The sequence below is a fragment of the Curtobacterium sp. AC273 genome (genome assembly GCF_979253735.1).
The window spans coordinates 137,490-157,769 of the sequence record NZ_CEEDDU010000013.1 but is presented as its reverse complement, the minus strand read 5'-3'; the positions used below and the strand labels follow the sequence as shown (position 1 = coordinate 157,769).

Here is a 20,280-nt window from a genome sequence, read left to right as displayed (position 1 = left end):
AGTCGACCACGGGGTGGTGGTGGACCCCGCAGCGGCCTCGGCCGAGGGGATCGCCGCCGAGGTGGCCGGCGCGGGGGGTGTCCGCGTGAACCGCGTGCTGACCACCGTCGTCGGGACGTTCTCCCGTCGAGGTCCTGCTCAAGGAAGCTCCGCGTGCACCGGACGGCCATCGTCCTCCTCGAGCCTCCATCCGGGTCACGATCGCCGCGTCACGATCCCGCTCGGCCAGGTCGTGGTCGGGTTCGGATCCCTGGCCGGAGCGGGTCACCGCGGCGTTCAGCGAGCAGTACGGCGGTTAGGCCGCGACCTACAGCCTGACGGGGACCGGCCCCGGCGACGCGCGGCTCGGCCTCGGACACAGCGACCTCGGACGCCCTCGACCGGGAGCTCCGATGCCGCCGTCGCCCAGTACGACGTCCGCTACACCACCGAGGCGACCTACACGTCCCGCCTGGTGCAGTTCCCGGACGGCGTCGCCGAGGTGCAGGGCCAGACCGTCGATCCGCCGTACGCCGAGATGCACCGGCTCCGGATGGCCTCGGGGGAGTGGTTCACCGAGTCCGACCGCGAGCGCCTCGCACCCGCGATCGTGGTGAACCAGGCGTTCCTCGACCAGCTCGGTGGGGCCGACGTCGTGACCCACCCCACCGTCCGGCTGCCCGGCACGCCCGGGGTCACCGCCGTGGTGGTCGGCGAGTACACCTCGTCCGAGTACGACACCGACCCGATGTTCTACCAGCTGGCGAACTCGGTGGCGACCTCGAGCGGTGGCCCCGGGGACGGCCGACGGCAACCCGCGGTCGTTCGAGGTCTGGGTGCCCGAGTCCGGCGGCAAGGCCCTCGCGAAGCGCATCGCCAGCGATGCCGAACGCGCCGTCGGCGACGGGATGTCCGTCGACGCGACCCGCATGGACGCCGCCGGCTCGGTGGACGGCGACCCGCTCGGGGCGATGCGGTACGTCATCGCCGGCGTCGCGGTGCTCGTCCTCGTACTCGGTGGCCTGGGCCTGCTCAACGTCTCGCTCGTCAGCGTCCGGCAGCGCATCCGCGAGATCGGCATCCGCCGGGGCGTCGGAGCCTCGGCCGGTCGGATCTTCGTCGCGGTGCTCCTCGAGAACGTGCTCGGCACGCTCGTCGCCGGCGGGGTCGGTGTCATGATCGGCGCCGCGGTGCTCGGCAACGACACGGTCCGCGGGCTCATCACGAGCGGGGTGGAGGTCGGCGGGGCGCCGTTCCCGCTCGAGGCGGCCCTGGTCGGCGTGGGCTCTACGGTGTTCGTCGGCGCGCTCGCCGGGTTCCTCCCCGCGATCGTCGCGGTGCGGGTCAGGCGTCATCGACGCGATCCGGTACTGACCGCGCCCTCGGCCTGGAGGCCCGTCCCGCGTCCGCCCCGGACGTCGCGGCGGGCCTCCCTCGGTTTGTCCTGAGAGGGGGATTAGGGTTCTGCCCATGGCCGGAGGCACCAAGTCGACCACGCGCTCGCGCGCGTCCTCGTCGTCCCGTGGAAGCGGGACGCGTGCTCCGTCGCGCACCCAGGCCACGACGAAGAAGCTCCCGCAGGCGGCACCCACGCCGGTGTTCCGCGAGCAGAGTCCGTTCGTGACGTTCTGGCTCGCGATGGCGCACGGCGTCGGGGCGATGTTCCGTCTGCTCGGCAAGGAGACCCTCGAGAAGGACCAGCGCCGCGACGGCTTCCCGTTCCTGCTGTTCGTCCTCGCCATCGCCGGCGCGGTGGTGGGTGGCTCAACCCGACGAACTCCGTCTCGGTCGCGCTCGACGCGTACACGTTCGGCGGGCTCTTCGGCCGGCTGGCGTTCGCGCTCCCGGTGATCATGGTCGTCTTCGCCGGCTGGCTGTTCCGGCACCCGGCCTCGGTGCACGACAACACCCGCATCGGGATCGGCCTCGGGCTGCTGCTCGTGTCGATCGCCTCGCTCTGCCACGTGTTCGGCGGCCGGCCCAGCGCCGCCGACGGCATGCCGCGCTCGCCGCGGCCGGCGGGGTGATCGGGTGGGTCGTCATCGGGTGGCTCGTCACCATCGCCACGGCCTGGGTCGCGGTGCCCGTCGCGATCGTGCTGCTCGTGCTCTCCCTGTTCATCATCACGAAGACCCCGCCGAACAAGCTCGGCCGACGGCTGCACGAGCTCTACGCCTACCTGTTCGGTGCACCGGCCCCCGCGGCCGAAGCCGAGGCCGAGGTGGCCGAGGCTCCTGCACCACGAGCGCGGTCGACGAAGCGCGCGAAGAAGGGCGACACCAACTTCCAGCTCTTCGACGACCTCGGCTTCGAGGGCGACGAGGCCGCAGCGGCCGACGCCCGCCGAGGACGGCGGCACCGTCCCGTGGTGGCGCCGGAACAAGTCCGGCCGCGAAGAGGACCCTGCCTACGACAGCCCGGTCATCACGGGCGCGACCTCGACGGTCCCCGACGTGCCGGCAGCCGCCGCGTCCCCGAGCCCGAACCCGGGTGCCGCGGCCGGCCTGATCGACCATACCCCCGCCGAGCCCGCGTCGGTGAACCTCAACGACTCCGTCGAGCACGACCTCGAGGTCGCCGAGCAGGCGCTCCGCGACTTCGGCACCGTCGTGCCGGACCGCGCCGACGCCACCGAGGTGATCCGTCCGGACGCGTCCGTGTCCCCGGTGGTCTCCCCGTCCCTCCCGGCCGAGGACCCGGCAGACGACGTCGCCGCCGACGCCGCCGACGGACTGCCGCCGATGTCCGGCACCGACGAGGACCCGTCCGCGCCCTACCGCCTGCCCGCCGCGACCACCCTGAGCTCCGGCTCGCCGTCGGTCGCACGCAGCCAGGCGAACGACGACATCGTCGCCGCGATCACGAGCGTCCTCACCGAGTTCAAGGTCGACGCGAAGGTCACCGGCTTCTCGCGCGGCCCGACGGTCACGCGCTACGAGATCGAGCTCGGCCCGGGCGTCAAGGTCGAGCGCGTCACCGCGTCTCGAAGAACCTGTCGTACGCGGTCGCCTCGAACGAGGTCCGCATCCTCTCGCCCATCCCCGGCAAGAGCGCGATCGGCGTCGAGATCCCGAACTCCGACCGCGAGACCGTGTCGCTCGGCGACGTCCTCCGGTCGAACGCCGCTCGGAAGTCCAAGCACCCGATGACCATCGGCGTCGGCAAGGACGTCGAGGGCGGCTTCGTCGTGGCGAACCTCGCGAAGATGCCGCACCTGCTCGTCGCCGGCTCGACCGGGTCGGGCAAGTCGGTCTTCATCAACTCGATGATCACCTCGCTCCTCATGCGCGCCGAAGCCGTCTGAGGTCCGCATGGTCCTCGTCGATCCGAAGCGCGTGGAGCTCTCGATCTACGCCGGGGTCCCGCACCTCATCACGCCGATCATCACGAACCCGAAGAAGGCGGCCGAGGCGCTGCAGTGGGTCGTGAAGGAGATGGACATGCGGTACGACGACCTCGCGTCGTTCGGGTTCCGCCACGTCGACGACTTCAACAAGGCGATCGAGAACAACGAGATCGTCCTGCCCGCGGGCAGCGAGCGGAAGCTCAAGCCGTACCCGTACCTGCTCGTCGTGGTGGACGAGCTCGCCGACCTCATGCTCGTGGCACCCCGCGACGTCGAGGAGTCGATCGTCCGCATCACCCAGCTGGCCCGTGCCGCCGGCATCCACCTCGTGCTCGCGACGCAGCGCCCTCGGTCGACGTCATCACCGGCCTGATCAAGGCGAACGTCCCGTCGCGCATCGCGTTCGCGGTCACCAGCGTCACGGACAGCCGGGTCATCCTCGACCAGCCGGGCGCCGACAAGCTCATCGGGCAGGGCGACGCGCTCTTCCTGCCGATGGGGTCGTCGAAGTCGCTCCGCGTGCAGGGCGCCTGGGTGAACGAGAGCGAGGTCGCCGAGGTCGTCCAGCACGTCACCCGGCAGGCCCGTCCCGAGTACCGGCAGGACGTCCAGGCCGTGGTGGAGCGCAAGGAGATCGACGCCGACATCGGTGACGACCTCGAGCTGCTGCTGGCCGCGGTCGAGCAGGTCGTGTCGACGCAGTTCGGCTCGACCTCGATGCTCCAGCGCAAGCTGCGCGTCGGGTTCGCCAAGGCCGGACGCCTCATGGACCTCATGGAGTCGCGTGACATCGTCGGCCCGTCCGAGGGGTCGAAGGCGCGCGACGTGCTCGTCACCGCCGACCAGCTGCCGTCCGTGCTCGCGAAGCTCCGGGGCGAGGAGCCCCCCGGCTCCGGCGGCTCCGCCCGCGGGTGCTGCGCCGACGGCCGCGGCCGTCGACGGGCCGCTCTCCGGTGGCGATGACCGCTACGGCGCCGACCCGGTGGGGGACATGACCCGCGGGTACAGTGAGGTCGACGACGAGCCCGACGAGGACGCGTGGGGACGACGGGCAGGGAGTGAGTGCGATGACCGCCTCGAACGGTACGGACACGTCGCACGGCGCCAAGTTCCCGTGGCGCGGACGCCTGCTCCGCAAGGGCACCGGTCCGGCGTCCACGGCGAACGTCGCGAACATCATCACGGTGGTGCGCATCCTGATGGCGCCGCTGTTCTTCGTCCTGCTGCTGGCGGACGCCGGCGCCGACGGGCCCCTGCGGATCTGGGCAGCGGTCGTCTTCGTCGTGGCCATCGTCACCGACAGCGCGGACGGCATCATCGCCCGCCGGCAGAACCTGGTCACCGACTTCGGCAAGCTCGTCGACCCGATCGCCGACAAGGTCCTGATCGGTGGTGCCCTCGTCGCGCTGTCGATCCTCGCCGAGCTGCCCTGGTACGTGACGGTCCTCATCATGGTGCGCGAGATCGGCATCACGGTGTTCCGCTTCGCGGTGCTGTCCGACCGGGTGATCCCGGCCAGCCGCGGGGGCAAGATCAAGACGGTACTGGCAGGCAGTGGCGCTGACCGCCGCGCTCTTCCCGTGGTGGAACCTGGTGGGCGAGTGGGCGCACTGGGTGAACGGCATCCTGATGACCGCCGCGTTCCTGGCAACGATCCTGAGCGGCATCGACTACCTCTGGCAGGCATGGAAGCACAACCGCAGCGCAGCGTGACCGACGACCCCGCACCGGTGCCGGTGCCCGTGGCTCCCGGCCTCATCGCCGAGCTGACCGCACAGGGCGAGACCGTCGGCGTGGCCGAGTCACTCACCGGCGGGCTCGTCGTGGCCACCCTCGTGGACGTCCCCGGTGCGAGCGCCGTCGTCCGTGGCGGTGTCGTGGCCTACGCGACCCCGATCAAGCACGAGCTCCTCGGGGTCGACGCCGACCTCCTCGACGCGAAGGGCGCGGTCGACCCGGAGGTCGCACGGCAGATGGCAGCCGGTGTCCGGATCGCGATGTCCGTCGACGGAGCGCCGGCGACGTGGGGGATCAGCACGACGGGTGTCGCCGGACCGGACCCGCAGGACGGCATGCCCGTGGGGACGGTGTTCGTCGGGATCGCGTCGGCGAACGGTGCCGAGGCGTACGAGCTGCACCTCGACGGTGACCGGGAGGCAATCCGGCACGCCACCGTCTCCGAACTCCTGGCACGGATGTCGTCCACGCTCCGGGGCCGGGAATAGGTCCCGTTTCCACTGGGTTACATCTCACGCAATCTCCAGCGGTACAGCAGCCGGCCTCGCTAGCATGCTGCAACCGGCAACGCTATTGTTGCTCAACCCGAACTCGGCCATCCGGTCCGAGCGGGCGCGGAGACGACAGAGAGGAGGAGTTCTCATGGTTCTCGTTCGTCAGGAAATCGGCGACGTTCTGCGGGACTTCCGCTTGCAGAAGGGCCGGACCCTCCGTCAGGTCGCGTCCAAGGCCAGCGTTGCCCTCGGGTACCTCAGCGAGGTCGAGCGCGGGCAGAAGGAAGCCAGCTCGGAGATCCTCGCGTCCGTCGCGGACGCGCTGGACACCCCGATCTCGACCATCATGCGCGAAGTGGGCGACCGCCTCGCCGTGGTCGAAGGGCTCACCCCCGTCCCCGACACGCTCCCCGACGACCTCGTCGCCGAGTTCGACAACGACCTCGCGGTGCGCTGACGCCACCGCTCCCGAACGCCCCCGCCGGTCCTGCCGGCGGGGCGTTCGTCGTTCCGGTCCGTCCGCACCGGTCGTGCTCGTTACGCTGGAACGATGCGGGTGAGTGAGTTCTGGCGGGCCGTCGACCAGGTGTTCGGTGACGCCTACGGTGCCGTGGTCAGTCGTGACGTGGTGCTCGAGGAGCTCGGTGGGCGGTCGGCGGCCGACGCGCTCGACGCCGGCATCGACGCGCGCCGGGTGTGGGAGGCGCTCTGCGACTCGCAGGACGTCCCGCTCGACAAGCGGCACGGCAAGGGTCTGGCGGAGCCCCGGGACTGACCCGGAGGACGACCAGCGCGTCCGAACACGTGTTCGGCGTGTTGCTCGAACGCGTGTTCGATCGGTGGTAGCTTCCTCCACATCGGCGCTGTTCGAGGAGTTCGTCCACAGATCGCGCGGCTGACGGCAGTGATGTCGGTGGCCCGCCCTAGGTTCGGAGTCAACGGGAACAGCCCGAAGCCTTGTCGCAGAACCACTGGCCTTGCACCATCGGCCGGTGTGGACGCGACAGCCTACAGGCGGCCGACACCGAGCAAGAAGGAGCACCCCATGCCATCACCGGCAGACCGCGAGAAGGCCCTCGAGACCGCACTCGCCCAGATCGACAGAGCAGTTCGGCAAGGGTGCGATCATGCGCCTCGGGTCGGACGACCGCGCCCCGGTCAACGTCATCCAGACCGGGTCGGTGGCGCTCGACGTCGCGCTCGGCATCGGCGGACTTCCCCGCGGCCGCATCGTCGAGATCTACGGCCCGGAGTCCTCGGGTAAGACGACCCTGACCATCCACGCGATCGCCAACGCCCAGCGTGCCGGCGGCATCGCGGCGTTCATCGACGCCGAGCACGCGCTCGACCCCGAGTACGCCAAGAAGCTCGGTGTCGACATCGACGCCCTCCTGGTGTCGCAGCCCGACACCGCCGAGCAGGCGCTCGAGATCGCGGACATGCTCGTCCGCTCCGGCTCCATCGACCTCATCGTGATCGACTCCGTCGCGGCCCTCGTGCCCCGTGCCGAGATCGAGGGCGAGATGGGCGACTCGCACGTCGGCCTGCAGGCCCGACTCATGTCCCAGGCGCTGCGCAAGCTCGCCGGTGGGCTGAACCAGACCCAGACCACGATGATCTTCATCAACCAGCTGCGCGAGAAGATCGGCGTGTTCTTCGGTTCGCCGGAGACCACGTCCGGCGGTAAGGCGCTGAAGTTCTACGCGTCCGTCCGACTCGACATCCGCCGTATCGAGACGCTCAAGAGCGGGACGGACGCCGTCGGCAACCGCACCCGCGTCAAGGTCGTCAAGAACAAGATGGCGCCGCCCTTCAAGCAGGCCGAGTTCGACATCCTGTACGGCGTCGGCATCTCGCGAGAGGGCTCGCTGCTCGACTTCGGTGTCGACCACGGCATCGTCAAGAAGTCGGGTGCCTGGTACACCTACGACGGTGACCAGCTCGGCCAGGGCAAGGAGAACTCGCGGTCCTTCCTGATCCAGAACCCGGAGATCGCCGCCGAGATCGAGGGCAAGATCCTCGCGAAGCTCGGTGTCGGCGCGGCGAAGGCCGAGGCTGACGCACCCGTCGAGTCGATCGCGCCGAAGATCGCGGAGCGCAAGGGCGCGTGACGACCGACCACCACGACGACGAGGACCTCGCACCGGTCACCGACCTGTTCGGTGCGCGGTCCCGTCGTCGGGCCGCGGCTCCTGCTCCCGCTCCTGCCCCCACCTCGGTACCGGACCCCTCGGATCCGAGTTGGGGAACGGGCGTCGACGCGCCGTCGGCGAGCGTGCGGTCGCAGGACGCCGATGCCGACACCCCCGTGCCGCTGCCGATCCAGGGCGCGCGCGCCCAGAGCAGACTGGCTGTCGCCGGTCGTCGGTGACGGGAGCGGCCGCACCGCCCGCGCCGAACAGGACGGCTACGACGAGGACTCGACCGCCGACGCCTCGACCGCGTCGGTGTTCGCCATCGACTCCGGCGCCGAGATCGACCCGGCCGACGCCCCGCGCCCGATCGACGAGCAGCGGGCCGACGCCGAGCGACTGAGCATGCGCGCGTTGAGCCGCAAGGGCGTGAGCGAGTCCGAGCTCCGGAAGATGCTCGCCGAGAACGACCTCGACGCCGACGTGGTCGAGTACGAGATCGAGCGGCTCACCCGGGTCGGCCTGGTCGACGACGTCGCCCTCGCGACCGACCTCGTCGACCGTCTGCACGACCGGAAGGGCCTCGGCCGGCAGGGTGTGGTCGCGGAACTCCGACGCCGGGGCATCGACCAAGCCGCCATCGACGCGGCGCTCGAGGCCGCGGCCGACGACGAGGACGACGAGTTCGTGCGTGCCATCGAGCTCGCGCAGAAGCGTGCGGGGCAGTTGCGCGGGCTCGACCGGGCGACCGCCGAACGCCGACTCTCCGGGTTCCTGATGCGCAAGGGCTACAACGGCGGCGTCGTCCGGATCGCGGTGGAGCGAGCGCTCGACGGCGGCGGGCGGCCGAAGGGCGGGCCTCGCGGGCCCGTGCGGTTCGAGTAACCCGCACCGCGCCCATCCGTGCGTGGTCCGCACTTGGTCTGTGCGTGGTCCGATTTACACTGGGACGACCATGGCCACCCTCGAAGCGCGCCCCCGCACCTACGAAGTCCGCACCTACGGGTGCCAGATGAACGTGCACGACTCCGAGCGGCTGAGCGGTTCGCTCCAGGCCGCCGGGTACGTCGCGGCCGACGGCGAGCAGGCCGACGTCGTCGTCATCAACACCTGCGCCGTGCGTGAGAACGCCGACAACCGCCTCTACGGCAACCTCGGGCAGCTCGCCGGCATCAAGCGCGAGCACCCCGGCATGCAGATCGCCGTGGGCGGGTGCCTGGCGCAGAAGGACAAGAACGTCATCCTCGAGAAGGCGCCGTGGGTCGACGTGGTGTTCGGCACGCACAACATGGGGTCGCTGCCGACGCTGCTCGAGCGGTCGCGTCACAACGACGAAGCGCAGATCGAGATCCTCGAGGCGCTGGACGTGTTCCCCTCGACACTCCCGACGAAGCGCGACTCGACGCACAGTGGCTGGGTGTCGATCTCCGTCGGCTGCAACAACACCTGCACGTTCTGCATCGTGCCGTCGCTCCGCGGTAAGGAGAAGGACCGTCGCCCCGGGGACGTCCTCGCCGAGATCCAGGCGCTCGTCGACGACGGTGCGATCGAGGTCACCCTGCTCGGCCAGAACGTGAACTCCTACGGCGTCGAGTTCGGTGACCGGCAGGCGTTCGGCAAGCTGCTCCGCGCGGCAGGGCAGATCGACGGTCTCGAACGCGTGCGGTTCACCAGCCCGCACCCGGCCGCCTTCACCGACGACGTCATCGACGCGATGGCCGAGACGCCGAACGTCATGCCGCAGCTGCACATGCCGCTGCAGTCCGGGTCCGACCGGATCCTCAAGGCGATGCGTCGGAGCTACCGGAGCGAGCGGTTCCTCGGCATCCTCGACCGCGTCCGCGCGAAGATCCCGAACGCGGCGATCTCGACGGACATCATCGTCGGGTTCCCCGGCGAGACCGAGCAGGACTTCGAGGACACCCTGCGCGTCGTCGAGCAGTCCCGGTTCGCGTCGGCCTTCACCTTCCAGTACTCGATCCGACCGGGTACGCCTGCGGCGACGATGGACGAGCAGCTGCCGAAGCACGTCGTGCAGGAGCGCTACGAACGGCTCGTCGCCCTGCAGGAGCACATCACCGCGGAGGAGAACGCGAAGCAGGTCGGCCGTCGCGTCGAGGTGCTCGTCGCCACCGGCGAGGGGAAGAAGGACGAGGCGACGCACCGCCTGTCCGGCCGCGCGGAGGACTCCCGTCTCGTGCACTTCGCCGTCCCCGAGGGTTCCGACGTGCCGCGCCCGGGCGACGTCGTCACGGTCGAGGTGACCCGGTCCGCCCCGCACTTCCTCATCGCCGACAACGCGGGCCCACTGCCGATCCGTCGCACCCGCGCCGGCGACGCGTGGGACCGTGCCCAGGCCGAGAGCTGCGGCGTCCCGACCCCGCCTGCGCCCAGCGAGGGTGCGCGTGCGGTCTCCCTCGGGCTGCCGACCGTCCGTGTCGGCCGCTGACGGGAAGGGGCCCGCTGACGGGACGGGGCCCGCTGACGGGACCGGTCCCGCGGGCGCAACCGGCGCGGTCGATCCCACGGACGCGGCCGGTCCCGACGCCCTGATCGCGGTCGTCGGCGCCACGGGCACGGGCAAGTCCGACCTCGGCATCGCGATCGCCGAACGGCTCCGCGCTGCCGGACGCGACGCCGAGATCGTCAACGCCGACGCCATGCAGCTCTACCGCGGCATGGACATCGGTACGGCGAAGCTCCCGCCGGACGAGCGGCACGGCATCCCGCACCACCAGCTCGACGTGCTCGACGTGACCGACGAGGCGAGCGTCGCCGCGTACCAGCGCGACGCCCGAGCCGACGTCGCGGCGATCCAGGCGCGGGGCGGCGTCGCGGTACTCGTCGGCGGCAGCGGGCTGTACGTCTCGGCGGTCCTGTTCGACCTGGCGTTCCCCGGGACCGACCCGGAGCTCCGCGCACGCCTCGAGCGCGAGCACGACGAACTCGGCCCGGGCATCCTGCTCGAACGGCTGCGCACCCTCGACCCGACGGCCGCAGCGACCATCGACGCGCGCAACCCGCGGCGGTTGATCCGCGCACTCGAGATCGCGAGCCGATCCGAGGTGGTGACCCCGAGCCTCCCGTCCGTGCCCCGCCCCTGGCGACCCGCGCGGATCCTGCACCTGCACCGCGACCGCGCGCAGCTCGTCGAGGCGCTGCACCAGCGTGCCGCCCGGATGTTCGACGCGGGCCTGGTGGACGAGGTCCGCGCGCTCCGCGACCGCGGGCTGGAGCAGGGCCGGACGGCCCGAGCCGCGATCGGGTACTCGCAGGCCCTCGAGGTGCTGCACGGCGACGCGACCGTCGAGCAGGCGGTGGAGGCGACCGGGATCGCGACCCGCAAGTACGCCCGTCGCCAGGTCTCGTGGTTCCGCCGGTACGCCGACGCCGAGGTCCTCGACGTCACCGGCGCCGACCGCGCCGCGCTGACGGACGCTGCCCGTAGGATCGTCCCGTGACCGAGCTGCACTTCACCAAGGGCCAGGGGACCGGCAACGACTTCGTCCTGTTCGCCGACCCCGACGCCACGGTCGACTTGACCCCCGACCGCATCCGGGCCATCGCGGACCGGCGGTTCGGCGTCGGCGGCGACGGCGTCATCCGCGCCGTGCGGTCCGAAGCACTGCCGGAGGGTCGGGCGCTCGTCGCCGTCGAGCCCGCCGCGACCTGGTTCATGGACTACCACAACGCCGACGGCTCGGTCGCCGAGATGTGCGGCAACGGCATCCGCGTGTTCGCCCGGTACCTCACCGAGTCCGGCCTGGTCGACCTCGCCCCGGGAGAGACCCTGACGGTCGGTAGCCGCAAGGGCCTGGTCGACGTCCAGCGCACCACGAACGGCTTCTCGGCCGACCTCGGCCGCTGGGGGCTCGGCATCGAGGGCGGCGGCGCGGACGACGTCCTGGTGCGCGCGAAGAACCTCGACCGTGCGCGCCCGGGCCTCGGCATCGACGTCGGCAACCCGCACGTCGTGGTCGCCCTCGCGACGGAGGACGAGCTCGCGGACGTCGACCTCACGTACATCCCCGTGCTCGACCCGCTGCCCGCTGCCGGAGCGAACGTCGAGTTCGTCCTGCCCGGTGACCCGCTCATCAAGGACGGCGTGGGCGAGATCACGATGCGCGTGCACGAGCGGGGCAGCGGCGAGACGCTGTCGTGCGGCACCGGCGCGGTGGCCGCGGCCCTCGCGACCCGCCACTGGGCCGGCAACGGTGCGCCGGACACCTGGCGCGTGCGCGTGCCCGGCGGTGTCGTCACGGTCCGCATGTTCGCGGCGGAGGACGGCGAGCACGTCTCGCTCTCCGGTCCGGCGGAGCTCGTCTTCTCGGGTGACCTGACGGTCTGATCCCGTCGGCGCGTGTCCACCGGACGCGACCACGGTGGGCGGACGGGAGGCCCGCCCAGCGTCACCGACGTCGGTGCGGTGGGTCGTGCCTCCAGGCTGACGTCCGTGGTGCGTCGAAGGAGAGGCGGCGGCGGTCCGTCTCGGGGACGCGGCGCTCAGGCGGTGCGGTGCACCCGCAGGACGCGGAAGCCCTTGTCCGTCGTGGCGCGCGTGACGTGGAAGCCGTCGTCGAGCGTGTCCCGCAGCCAGCGCTGCAGCGAGTCGCCGCCGAGGTCCTTCGACACGACGAGCCAGGCGTCGCCGCCGACCTCGAGCCGGGGGAGCCAGGTGAGCAGGATCTGGTGCAGTTCGTCCTTGCCGACACGGATCGGCGGGTTCGACCAGATCGTCCGGAACCGCAGGTCTGCCGGGACGTCGTCCGGCAGCGCGATCGAGACGTTCCCGGCTCCGGCAGCCGCGGCGTTCGCCCGGGCGAGGCCGAGGACCCGTTCGTTGACGTCCACGCCCCAGACCTGCGCGTCGGGGGACTGGAGCGCCATGGTGATCGCGATCGGGCCCCAGCCGCAGCCGACGTCGAGGAGCGCGCCGTCGGACGCCGGTGGCGGGACGGAGCCGAGCAGGACGCGGGTACCACGGTCGAGACCGTCGGGGCTGAACACGCCGGCCGCGGTGGTCAGCGTGAGGGTCCGGCCCGCGAGGGTGACGGTGATCTGGCGAGGCCGAGCATCGCTCTCCGGACTCGCAGAGAAGTAGTGGTCGTTCGCCATGGATGAACCGTACCGGCAACCCCGTGTGTCCTGAGCACGGCGGAGGTACCCTGTGGACAGCATGACGGACTCCAACGAGCACGACCAACCAACCACTGACGACAGCGCTGCCGGTGTCGTCGAACGAGTCCTGCGCAACGCCGACTCACGGGCCTCGTCGTCCGTGTTCGCGCCCGCGCAGGCGATCCAGACCCGGTCGGTGGACGACCGCGGCTGGAACGGCGACGGCGACCAGTACGACCGCGAGGACCGCGCGGCCCTCCGTCGCGTCGCCGGCCTCTCCACCGAACTCGAGGACGTCACCGAGGTCGAGTACCGGCAGCTCCGGCTCGAGCAGGTCGTCCTCATCGGCGTGTACCCGCAGGCCGACGCCGCCGACGCCGAGAACTCCCTCCGTGAGCTCGCCGCCCTCGCCGAGACCGCCGGCGCGGTGGTGCTCGACGGGCTAGCTGCAGCGCCGACCGAACCCCGACCCGTCGACGTACCTCGGCAAGGGCAAGGCCGAGGAACTCGCGATGGTCGTCAAGGCCACCGGCGCCGACACGGTCATCGCCGACACCGAGCTCGCACCGTCCCAGCGCCGAGCGCTTGAGGACGTGGTGAAGGTCAAGGTCATCGACCGCACGGCCGTCATCCTCGACATCTTCAGCCAGCACGCGAAGAGCCGCGAGGGCAAGGCACAGGTCGAACTCGCCCAGCTCGAGTACCTCCTGCCGCGCCTGCGTGGTTGGGGTGAGTCGATGTCCCGCCAGGCCGGTGGTCGGGTCTCCGGCGGTGCCGGTATGGGTTCGCGTGGCCCCGGTGAGACGAAGATCGAGCTCGACCGCCGCCGCATCCACACCCGGATGTCGAAGCTGCGTCGGCAGATCGCTGGCTTCCGCCCCGCGCGTGAGGCCAAGCGTGCCGACCGGCACCGGAACGACGTGCCGAGCGTCGCGATCGCCGGCTACACGAACGCGGGCAAGTCCTCGTTGCTGAACCGGCTGACGAGCGCGGGCGTGCTCGTGCAGAACCAGCTGTTCGCGACGCTGGACGCCACCGTGCGCCGCACCGAGAGCGCCAAGGGCCGCGAGTTCACCTTCGTCGACACGGTCGGCTTCGTGCGCAACCTGCCGCACCAGCTCGTCGAGGCGTTCCGCTCGACGCTGGAAGAGGTCGGCGAGGCCGACGTCATCGTGCACGTGGTCGACGGGTCGCACCCCGACCCCGCTGCGCAGCTGTCCACGGTGCGCGAGGTCATCGGGGACGTCGGGGCCCGGGACATCCCGGAGATCGTCGCGTTCAACAAGGCGGACCTGATCGACGAGTCGCAGCGGCTCGTGCTGGTCGGCCTCGTGCCGGACGCTGTGTTCGTCTCCGCTCGCACGGGCGAGGGCATCCAGACCCTGCTCGAGGCGATCGAGGCCCGGCTGCCCGAACCCGACGTGTCGCTCACCGTGGTGATCCCGTACGACCGCGGTGACCTCGTGTCGTCACTGCACGACGCGGGCGCGGTGGACGCGGTCGACTACGTCGAGGACGGCACACGCGCTGCAGGTGCGGGTGTTCCGTCGGCAGGTCTCGGAGCTGGACCCGTTCGTGGTCGCGCCGGTCGTGCCGGTCGCTTCCGCGTAGCGCGTTCGCGCCACCGCGTTCCGCAAAAGCGCAACGAAGGCGGCTACTCGCAGAGGTACACCCCTGCGAGTAGCCGCCTTCGTTGCGTTTTGGAGGAGATTGCGTCCCCCGAGGAGGAGGGGGCGCCGGCTCAGAGGGAGCGGAGGACCGCCACGACCTTGCCGAGCACGGTGGCCGCGTCGCCGAGGATCGGTTCGAACGCGGTGTTGCGGGGGAGCAGCCACGTGTGGCCGTCGCGCTGCCGGAAGACCTTGACGGTGGCTTCCTCGTCGAGCATGGCCGCGACGATGTCCTCGTTGTCGGCGGTCTGCTGCGACCGCACGACCACCCAGTCGCCGTCGCAGATCGCGGCGTCGATCATCGACTCGCCCACGACCTTGAGCATGAAGAGGTCACCCGTGCCGACGAGCTGACGGGGGAGCGGCACGATCTCGTCGACGTGCTGCTCGGCGGTGATCGGGACGCCAGCGGCGATCCGGCCGACGAGCGGGACGAGCGTGGTGGCGTCGACGTCCGGTCCTTCGACGTCGGGGTGGGCTCGTCGACCAGGACCTCGAGCGCCCGGGGGCGGTTCGGGTCGCGACGGATCCAGCCGCCGAGTTCGAGCTGACCGAGCTGGTGCGAGACGCTCGAGAGCGAGGACAGCCCGGCTGCGTCGCCGATCTCACGCATGCTCGGCGGGTACCCCCGGCTGGCGATCGACGCGCGGATCGCGTCGAGGATCGCCTGCTGCTTCGCCGTCAGCGGCTTCTGTCCCCGCAGTTCGTCCACCACGTCGTCTCGCCCTTCGTCGGTGCCGGGACGGTGCCCGCGGGAATGTCGGTGGTCCCCGCTTGACTTGTCCCAGTCGATCGAAACAGTATCCGACCGGTCACCGCCGGACAAACACCTGTTCGAGCGTGTCGGCGGAAAAACCCCCAGAAATCTCTGCACGCCACTTGTGCGACCACGGAGTCGAACGTATGTGTTCGGTACAGGGCTTCGGTCCACCCGAACGGGAAGGCAAGAACGACATGAGCACCATCGCCATCGCTGACACCCAGCGCACCTCGGCGCCCGCCGTGCGTACGCGCCTGCGTCTCACGCGCCGCGGACGCTTCGTCATCACGACGCTGACCGCGATCCCCCTGCTCCTCGGCGTCGGATTCGCGGTGCTGAACGGTGGCCAGGCCTCGGCCGGCAACGCCGCAGCGGACGTGCACTTCGACACCGTGACGATCCAGCCGGGCGAGACGCTCTGGCAGCTCGCGGAAGAGACCGCTCCGAACGCCGACCCACGCGACTTCGTGCAGGACGTCATCAGCCTGAACGCGCTGGACGGATCCGGGCTGTGGGCCGGCGAGCAGATCGCCATCCCGGCCAAGTACACCTCCGGCCAGTAATGCCGAAGTACGGCCAGTAACGCGCACGCGGGAGCGCTCGCTGCGCACCGTCCGGACGGCCGGTCCTCGGACAGGTCACTCGGCCTACGATGGATCGGTGGCATTCACGCTCGAAGACCTCCCGATCCGAGACGACCTACGCGGGCAGAGCCCCTACGGCGCCCCGCAGAAGCACGTCCGCGTGCAGCTCAACGTCAACGAGAACACGCATCCGGTGCCGGCGGACGTCGCCGAGGACATCGTGGCGTCGATCCGGCAGGCGCTGACGACCGTGAACCGCTACCCGGACCGCGAGTTCACCGAGCTCCGCCAGTCCCTCGCCGCGTACCTGCAGCGCGGGCTCGGCACCGAGCAGCAGATCGGTCCCGAGCAGATCTGGGCCGCGAACGGTTCGAACGAGGTCCTGCAGCAGCTCCTCCAGGCCTTCGGCGGACCGGGCCGCACGGTGCTCGGCTTCCCGCCCACCTACTCGATGCACTCGATCCTCGCGTCGGGCACCGGCACCACTTGGATCCCGGCGCAGCGTGACGACGAGTTCCGCATCTCGCCGGAGACCGTGGTCGCCGCCATCCGCGAGCACCAGCCGGACATCGTGTTCCTCTGCGGCCCGAACAACCCCACCGGCACGCCGCTCGCCATCGAGACGATCGAGGCCGCGTACGCCGCGACTGACGGCATCGTGATGGTGGACGAGGCGTACGCCGAGTTCATGCCGTCCGACGCCCCGAGCGCGCTCACGCTGCTGCCCGGGCGCGAGCGGCTCGTCGTGTCCCGGACCATGAGCAAGGCCTTCGCCTTCGCGGGCGCGCGCGTCGGCTACATGGCGGCACACCCCGCTGTGATCGACGCGATCCGGCTTGTCCGGCTGCCGTACCACCTCTCCGCCCTGACCCAGGCGGCGGCGGTCGCGGCGCTCCGGCACGCTCCCGAGATGCTCGCGATGGTCGACGACATCAAGGGGCAGCGCGACCGGATGGTCACCGAGCTGCAGGCGATGGGGTACCGGACGTACGAGACCTGGTCGAACTTCGTCTTGTTCGGCGGCGTCGCCGACCCGCACGCCGCGTTCGAGGCGCTGCTCGAACAGGACGTCATCGTCCGTGACCTCGGCATCCCCAACCACCTCCGGGTGAGCGCGGGGACCGCGGAGGAGACCACGGCCTTCCTCGACGCCATGCGCCGCGTGGCCGCCGAACAGCCGCCCGTTAGGGCTGGAGCATGACCGCCCGCACCGCCTCGATCAGCCGGAGCACGAGCGAGTCGAGCATCGAACTCGCGCTCGACCTCGACGGCACCGGCTCGTCCGACATCTCGACGAGCGTGCCGTTCTTCGACCACATGCTCACGGCGTTCAGCAAGCACTCGCTCATCGACCTCCGCGTGCGGTCCACGGGCGACACGGACATCGACGTGCACCACACCGTCGAGGACACCGGCATCGTGCTCGGCCAGGCGCTCAAGCAGGCCCTGGGGGACCGGGCTGGCATCGGCCGGTACGGTGACGCCCTCGTTCCGCTCGACGAAGCACTCGCGCAGGCCGTCGTCGACGTCTCCGGGCGTCCGTTCCTCGTGCACACCGGCGAACCCGCAGGGTTCGAGTTCCACCGCATCGGCGGGCACTTCACGGGATCGCTCGTCCGCCACGTGTTCGAGGCGATCACGTTCAACGCCGGCATCACGGTGCACGTCCGCGTCCTCGAGGGCCGCGATCCGCACCACATCGCCGAGGCCGAGTTCAAGGCGTTCGCCCGTGCGATGCGCAAGGCGGTCGAGCTCGACCCGCGGGTCGACGGCATCCCGTCCACGAAGGGCAAGCTGTGACCGACGCGCAGACCAACGACGACAGTGCCCGCGACGCGCGGACCACGAACGACGGCGCCCGCGACACGAACCCGACCGGTGCGCGGCCGAACGTCGTCGTCCTTGACTACGGCTCCGGCAACGTGCACTCGGCGGCGAAGGCCCTCGAGCGCGCCGGCGCGGACGTGACGCTGACCTCGGACAAGCAGGCCGCGCTGAACGCCGACGGCCTGCTCGTCCCCGGCGTCGGCGCGTTCGCCGCGGTGATCGACCAGCTCGAGGGCGTGCAGGGCGGCGAGATCGTCGACCGGCGGTTGGCGGGCGGTCGACCGGTGCTCGGCATCTGCGTCGGCATGCAGGTCCTCTTCGCGCGGGGCATCGAGCGCGGTGCCGACGTCGAGGGTCTCGGACAGTGGCCCGGCACGGTCGAACAGATCCAGGCCGAGGTGCTGCCGCACATGGGCTGGAACACGGTCCAGGCGCCGGAGGACTCGGTGCTCTTCGACGGTCTGCACGACGAGCGCTTCTACTTCGTGCACTCGTACGGCGTGACAGACTTCCCGCTCGAGGCGTACGGGCCGTTCCGAGCACCTCGTCTGACGTGGGCGGAACACGGGCAGCGGTTCGTCGCCGCGGTCGAGAACGGCCCCCTGACCGCCACGCAGTTCCACCCGGAGAAGTCGGGGGAGCCGGGCATCCGGCTGCTCCGGAACTGGGTGAACTCCCTCTGACCCGGCCGCGACCAGCGACCCGGCCGCGACCGGCGACCCGGCCGCGACCGGCGACCCGGCCGCGACCGGCGACCCGGACGCGACCGGCGACCCGGACGCGACCACCGACCCGGCCGCGACCACCGGCCGCCCACCACCCCGTCACGACCCGGCCGACCGGTCGGGGCGAGACGCGGGACGGACCGGCACCGCGCCTCCAGGCCGACACCGCACCGCGGACCACCGCACCCGACCCGCCCGCCACCGCAACGAAGACAGGACCATGACCGACCTCATCGCCACCCCGCCCCTCGTCCTGCTGCCCGCCGTGGACGTCGTCGACGGCCAGGCGGTCCGTCTCACCCAGGGCGAGGCGGGGAGCGAGACCTCCTACGGCGACCCGGTGTCCGCCGCCCGCACCTGGCGCGACCAGGGTGCCGAGTGGATCCACCTCGTCGACCTCGACGCGGCGTTCGGTCGCGGCGACAACCGCAAGGTGATCGCGCACGCCGTGCGCGAGGTCGAGGGCGTCAACGTCGAGCTGTCGGGCGGCATCCGCGACGACGCGTCCCTCGAGGCGGCGCTCGCCACCGGCGCCGCGCGAGTGAACCTCGGCACCGCCGCGCTCGAGAACCCGGAGTGGGCGGCGCGCGTGATCGGGACGTACGGCGAGCAGATCGCGGTGGGGCTCGACGTGCGTGGGACGACGCTCGCGAGCCGCGGCTGGACGGAGGACGCGGGGGACCTGTGGGAGGTGCTCGACCGCCTCGAGGAAGCCGGCTGCGCCCGCTACGTCGTGACCGACGTCACGAAGGACGGCACGCTCCAGGGGCCGAACGTGGACCTGCTGCGCGAGGTCTGCGACCGGACCGACCAGCCCGTCGTGGCGTCCGGCGGGATCTCGACGCTCGACGACCTCCGGGCGCTGCGGGAACTCGTTCCGCACGGGCTGGAGGGCGCCATCATCGGCAAGGCGCTCTACTCGGGGGCGTTCACGCTCCCGGCCGCCCTCGACATCGCCTCGGAGTAGCCCCGTGGCGGGCATCTCGAACGGCCGCGGCACCGGCCCGGACGCGCCCGAGCACGCCGGGCAGCCAGCCGCGCCCGGGCAAGCGACCACGAACGGCCACCCGGCCGCGAACGGGCACCCCGACGACGCGCACACCCCGGGCGGCGCAGCCGACTCGGCGGGCTTCGCCTGGGCCGGCCGCGCCTTCGACCAGCACGACACGACCTTCGACGACGACGACGGACTGGCGGACCCGGCCCTCGTCGCCGCGATCACGGCCCTGCCGGAGGGCGGTTCGCAACGCGCGATCGTCGATGCCCTCCGCACGGCACGCCTGCTCATCCCGCTCATCGCCGAAGCGGGTGACGTCGGCCACACCGACACCGGCAAGCTCGTCGAAAAGACGCAGGAGCTCTCGATCGTCACGGTCGCCGGCCCCGACGGGCGCAGCGTGATGCCGGCGTTCACCTCCGTCGAGGCGATGCGTACGTGGGACGCCGACGCCCGCCCGGTGCCGGCCGAGTCGCGTCGGGTGGCGATGGCCGCGGCGAGCGAGGAGACCCAGCTCGTCGTGCTCGACCCCACGGCGCCGACCGAGTTCGTGCTCCGTCGACCGGCCGTGTGGGCGCTCGGCCAGGACCTGCCGTGGACGCCCTGCTTCGAGGACCCGGAGGTCGCGCAGGCCTTCGCCGACTCCGTCGTCGGGGAGCGCGCGGTGGCACGGGTCGAGCTCTCGCCGGGGGACCCGCTCGGGCGCTTCGCGGGGGCGGAGCTGACGGTCGGGCTGGCGCTCCACCCGGGGCTCGACCAGGGCCAGGTGCAGGAGCTCGTCGGTCGCCTGCAGCAGCGGTGGACGGCGGACGCCGTCATCGCGGAGCGCGTGGACAGCATGCGGGTGGCGTTGCGCCCGGCGTGACGGCCTGGAGGCGCGGCTCGCCTCCGCCCGTCGGCGCGCGGCCCGG

Annotated in this window: 15 protein-coding genes and 6 pseudogenes; 19 read left to right on the top strand and 2 right to left on the bottom strand. The window is 71.4% G+C overall.

The features are described 5' to 3' along the window. Positions 1 to 13: 13 nt before the first annotated feature. From ACZ8AI_RS20770 to dapF, 12 genes and pseudogenes are all read left to right on the top strand, one after another. Positions 14 to 649 (top strand): annotated as a pseudogene (locus tag ACZ8AI_RS20770) (ABC transporter permease); the annotation flags it as partial. A gap of 118 nt (positions 650 to 767) precedes the next feature. After that, positions 768 to 1,427 carry an ABC transporter permease gene (locus ACZ8AI_RS20765; RefSeq protein WP_464859685.1) on the top strand — a complete coding sequence of 220 codons (660 nt, stop codon included), beginning with the start codon at positions 768 to 770 and terminating at the stop codon, positions 1,425 to 1,427. Between the two features lie 22 nt (positions 1,428 to 1,449). Continuing rightward, positions 1,450 to 4,370, top strand: a pseudogene (locus ACZ8AI_RS20760) (FtsK/SpoIIIE family DNA translocase); the annotation flags it as partial. A gap of 13 nt (positions 4,371 to 4,383) precedes the next feature. Then, positions 4,384 to 5,038, top strand: a pseudogene (gene pgsA, locus ACZ8AI_RS20755) (CDP-diacylglycerol--glycerol-3-phosphate 3-phosphatidyltransferase). Next, complete coding sequence (locus ACZ8AI_RS20750) at positions 5,011 to 5,550, top strand: CinA family protein (RefSeq protein WP_464859729.1); 540 nt, start codon at positions 5,011 to 5,013, stop codon at positions 5,548 to 5,550. The pseudogene pgsA and the gene ACZ8AI_RS20750 overlap by 28 nt, the downstream one beginning before the upstream one ends. 154 nt (positions 5,551 to 5,704) lie before the next feature. After that, a complete protein-coding gene (locus ACZ8AI_RS20745) occupies positions 5,705 to 6,013 on the top strand; it encodes a helix-turn-helix domain-containing protein (protein WP_058742950.1) in 309 nt (102 codons plus the stop codon). Between the two features lie 93 nt (positions 6,014 to 6,106). After that, on the top strand, positions 6,107 to 6,331 hold the full coding sequence (locus ACZ8AI_RS20740) for a DUF3046 domain-containing protein (protein ID WP_071293810.1): 225 nt from the start codon (positions 6,107 to 6,109) through the stop codon (positions 6,329 to 6,331). Positions 6,332 to 6,601: 270 nt separating this feature from the next. Next, positions 6,602 to 7,667: pseudogene (gene recA / locus ACZ8AI_RS20735) on the top strand (recombinase RecA). 183 nt (positions 7,668 to 7,850) lie between these two features. Beyond that, positions 7,851 to 8,573, top strand: a complete 723-nt coding sequence (locus ACZ8AI_RS20730; RefSeq protein WP_464859684.1) for a regulatory protein RecX — start codon at positions 7,851 to 7,853, stop codon at positions 8,571 to 8,573. Positions 8,574 to 8,643: 70 nt separating this feature from the next. Next, on the top strand, positions 8,644 to 10,137 hold the full coding sequence (miaB, locus tag ACZ8AI_RS20725; RefSeq protein ID WP_464859683.1) for a tRNA (N6-isopentenyl adenosine(37)-C2)-methylthiotransferase MiaB: 1,494 nt from the start codon (positions 8,644 to 8,646) through the stop codon (positions 10,135 to 10,137). Between the two features lie 100 nt (positions 10,138 to 10,237). After that, positions 10,238 to 11,149: a tRNA (adenosine(37)-N6)-dimethylallyltransferase MiaA gene (gene miaA / locus ACZ8AI_RS20720; protein ID WP_464859728.1), complete on the top strand. Its 912-nt coding sequence runs from the start codon at positions 10,238 to 10,240 to the stop codon at positions 11,147 to 11,149. After that, positions 11,146 to 12,036, top strand: coding sequence for a diaminopimelate epimerase (dapF, locus tag ACZ8AI_RS20715; protein WP_464859682.1), 891 nt, complete (start codon positions 11,146 to 11,148; stop codon positions 12,034 to 12,036). Before miaA ends, dapF begins: the two co-directional genes overlap by 4 nt. 155 nt (positions 12,037 to 12,191) lie before the next feature. On the opposite strand, the gene ACZ8AI_RS20710 is transcribed toward dapF, so the two are convergent. Next, on the bottom strand, positions 12,192 to 12,803 hold the full coding sequence (locus tag ACZ8AI_RS20710) for a class I SAM-dependent methyltransferase (RefSeq protein ID WP_464859681.1): 612 nt from the start codon (positions 12,801 to 12,803) through the stop codon (positions 12,192 to 12,194). Between the two features lie 61 nt (positions 12,804 to 12,864). Between ACZ8AI_RS20710 and hflX the strand changes: the two are divergent. Beyond that, positions 12,865 to 14,417, top strand: a pseudogene (hflX, locus tag ACZ8AI_RS20705) (GTPase HflX). Positions 14,418 to 14,547: 130 nt separating this feature from the next. Here hflX and lexA read toward each other — a convergent pair. Further along, positions 14,548 to 15,191 (bottom strand): annotated as a pseudogene (gene lexA / locus ACZ8AI_RS20700) (transcriptional repressor LexA). A 239-nt stretch (positions 15,192 to 15,430) separates the two neighbouring features. Here lexA and ACZ8AI_RS20695 point away from each other — a divergent pair. From ACZ8AI_RS20695 to ACZ8AI_RS20670, 6 genes are all read left to right on the top strand, one after another. Beyond that, positions 15,431 to 15,799, top strand: coding sequence for a LysM peptidoglycan-binding domain-containing protein (locus ACZ8AI_RS20695; RefSeq protein WP_464859680.1), 369 nt, complete (start codon positions 15,431 to 15,433; stop codon positions 15,797 to 15,799). Positions 15,800 to 15,896: 97 nt separating this feature from the next. Continuing rightward, on the top strand, positions 15,897 to 17,021 hold the full coding sequence (locus ACZ8AI_RS20690; RefSeq protein ID WP_464859679.1) for a histidinol-phosphate transaminase: 1,125 nt from the start codon (positions 15,897 to 15,899) through the stop codon (positions 17,019 to 17,021). Further along, positions 17,018 to 17,620, top strand: a complete 603-nt coding sequence (gene hisB / locus ACZ8AI_RS20685) for an imidazoleglycerol-phosphate dehydratase HisB (protein ID WP_464859678.1) — start codon at positions 17,018 to 17,020, stop codon at positions 17,618 to 17,620. Before ACZ8AI_RS20690 ends, hisB begins: the two co-directional genes overlap by 4 nt. Positions 17,621 to 17,742: 122 nt before the next feature. Then, on the top strand, positions 17,743 to 18,330 hold the full coding sequence (gene hisH, locus ACZ8AI_RS20680) for an imidazole glycerol phosphate synthase subunit HisH (RefSeq protein WP_464859727.1): 588 nt from the start codon (positions 17,743 to 17,745) through the stop codon (positions 18,328 to 18,330). 262 nt (positions 18,331 to 18,592) lie between these two features. Further along, the gene (gene priA, locus ACZ8AI_RS20675; protein WP_071293819.1) at positions 18,593 to 19,339 is read left to right on the top strand and encodes a bifunctional 1-(5-phosphoribosyl)-5-((5-phosphoribosylamino)methylideneamino)imidazole-4-carboxamide isomerase/phosphoribosylanthranilate isomerase PriA; all 747 of its coding nucleotides are present in this window, start codon (positions 18,593 to 18,595) and stop codon (positions 19,337 to 19,339) included. A 4-nt stretch (positions 19,340 to 19,343) separates the two neighbouring features. Further along, positions 19,344 to 20,234 carry an SseB family protein gene (locus ACZ8AI_RS20670; RefSeq protein ID WP_464859677.1) on the top strand — a complete coding sequence of 297 codons (891 nt, stop codon included), beginning with the start codon at positions 19,344 to 19,346 and terminating at the stop codon, positions 20,232 to 20,234. The last annotated feature ends 46 nt before the right edge of the window (positions 20,235 to 20,280 follow it).

What these genes read in the sequence shown, in the direction of transcription:
- ACZ8AI_RS20750 (WP_464859729.1), top strand. Translation starts at nt 5,011, where the DNA reads ATGGAAGCACAACCGCAGCGCAGCGTGACCGACGACCCCGCACCGGTG.
- ACZ8AI_RS20745 (WP_058742950.1), top strand. Translation starts at nt 5,705, where the DNA reads ATGGTTCTCGTTCGTCAGGAAATCGGCGACGTTCTGCGGGACTTCCGC.
- ACZ8AI_RS20740 (WP_071293810.1), top strand. Translation starts at nt 6,107, where the DNA reads ATGCGGGTGAGTGAGTTCTGGCGGGCCGTCGACCAGGTGTTCGGTGAC.
- ACZ8AI_RS20730 (WP_464859684.1), top strand. Translation starts at nt 7,851, where the DNA reads ATGCCGACACCCCCGTGCCGCTGCCGATCCAGGGCGCGCGCGCCCAGA.
- miaB (WP_464859683.1), top strand. Translation starts at nt 8,644, where the DNA reads ATGGCCACCCTCGAAGCGCGCCCCCGCACCTACGAAGTCCGCACCTAC.
- ACZ8AI_RS20710 (WP_464859681.1), bottom strand. Translation starts at nt 12,803, where the DNA reads ATGGCGAACGACCACTACTTCTCTGCGAGTCCGGAGAGCGATGCTCGG.
- ACZ8AI_RS20695 (WP_464859680.1), top strand. Translation starts at nt 15,431, where the DNA reads ATGAGCACCATCGCCATCGCTGACACCCAGCGCACCTCGGCGCCCGCC.
- hisB (WP_464859678.1), top strand. Translation starts at nt 17,018, where the DNA reads ATGACCGCCCGCACCGCCTCGATCAGCCGGAGCACGAGCGAGTCGAGC.
- priA (WP_071293819.1), top strand. Translation starts at nt 18,593, where the DNA reads ATGACCGACCTCATCGCCACCCCGCCCCTCGTCCTGCTGCCCGCCGTG.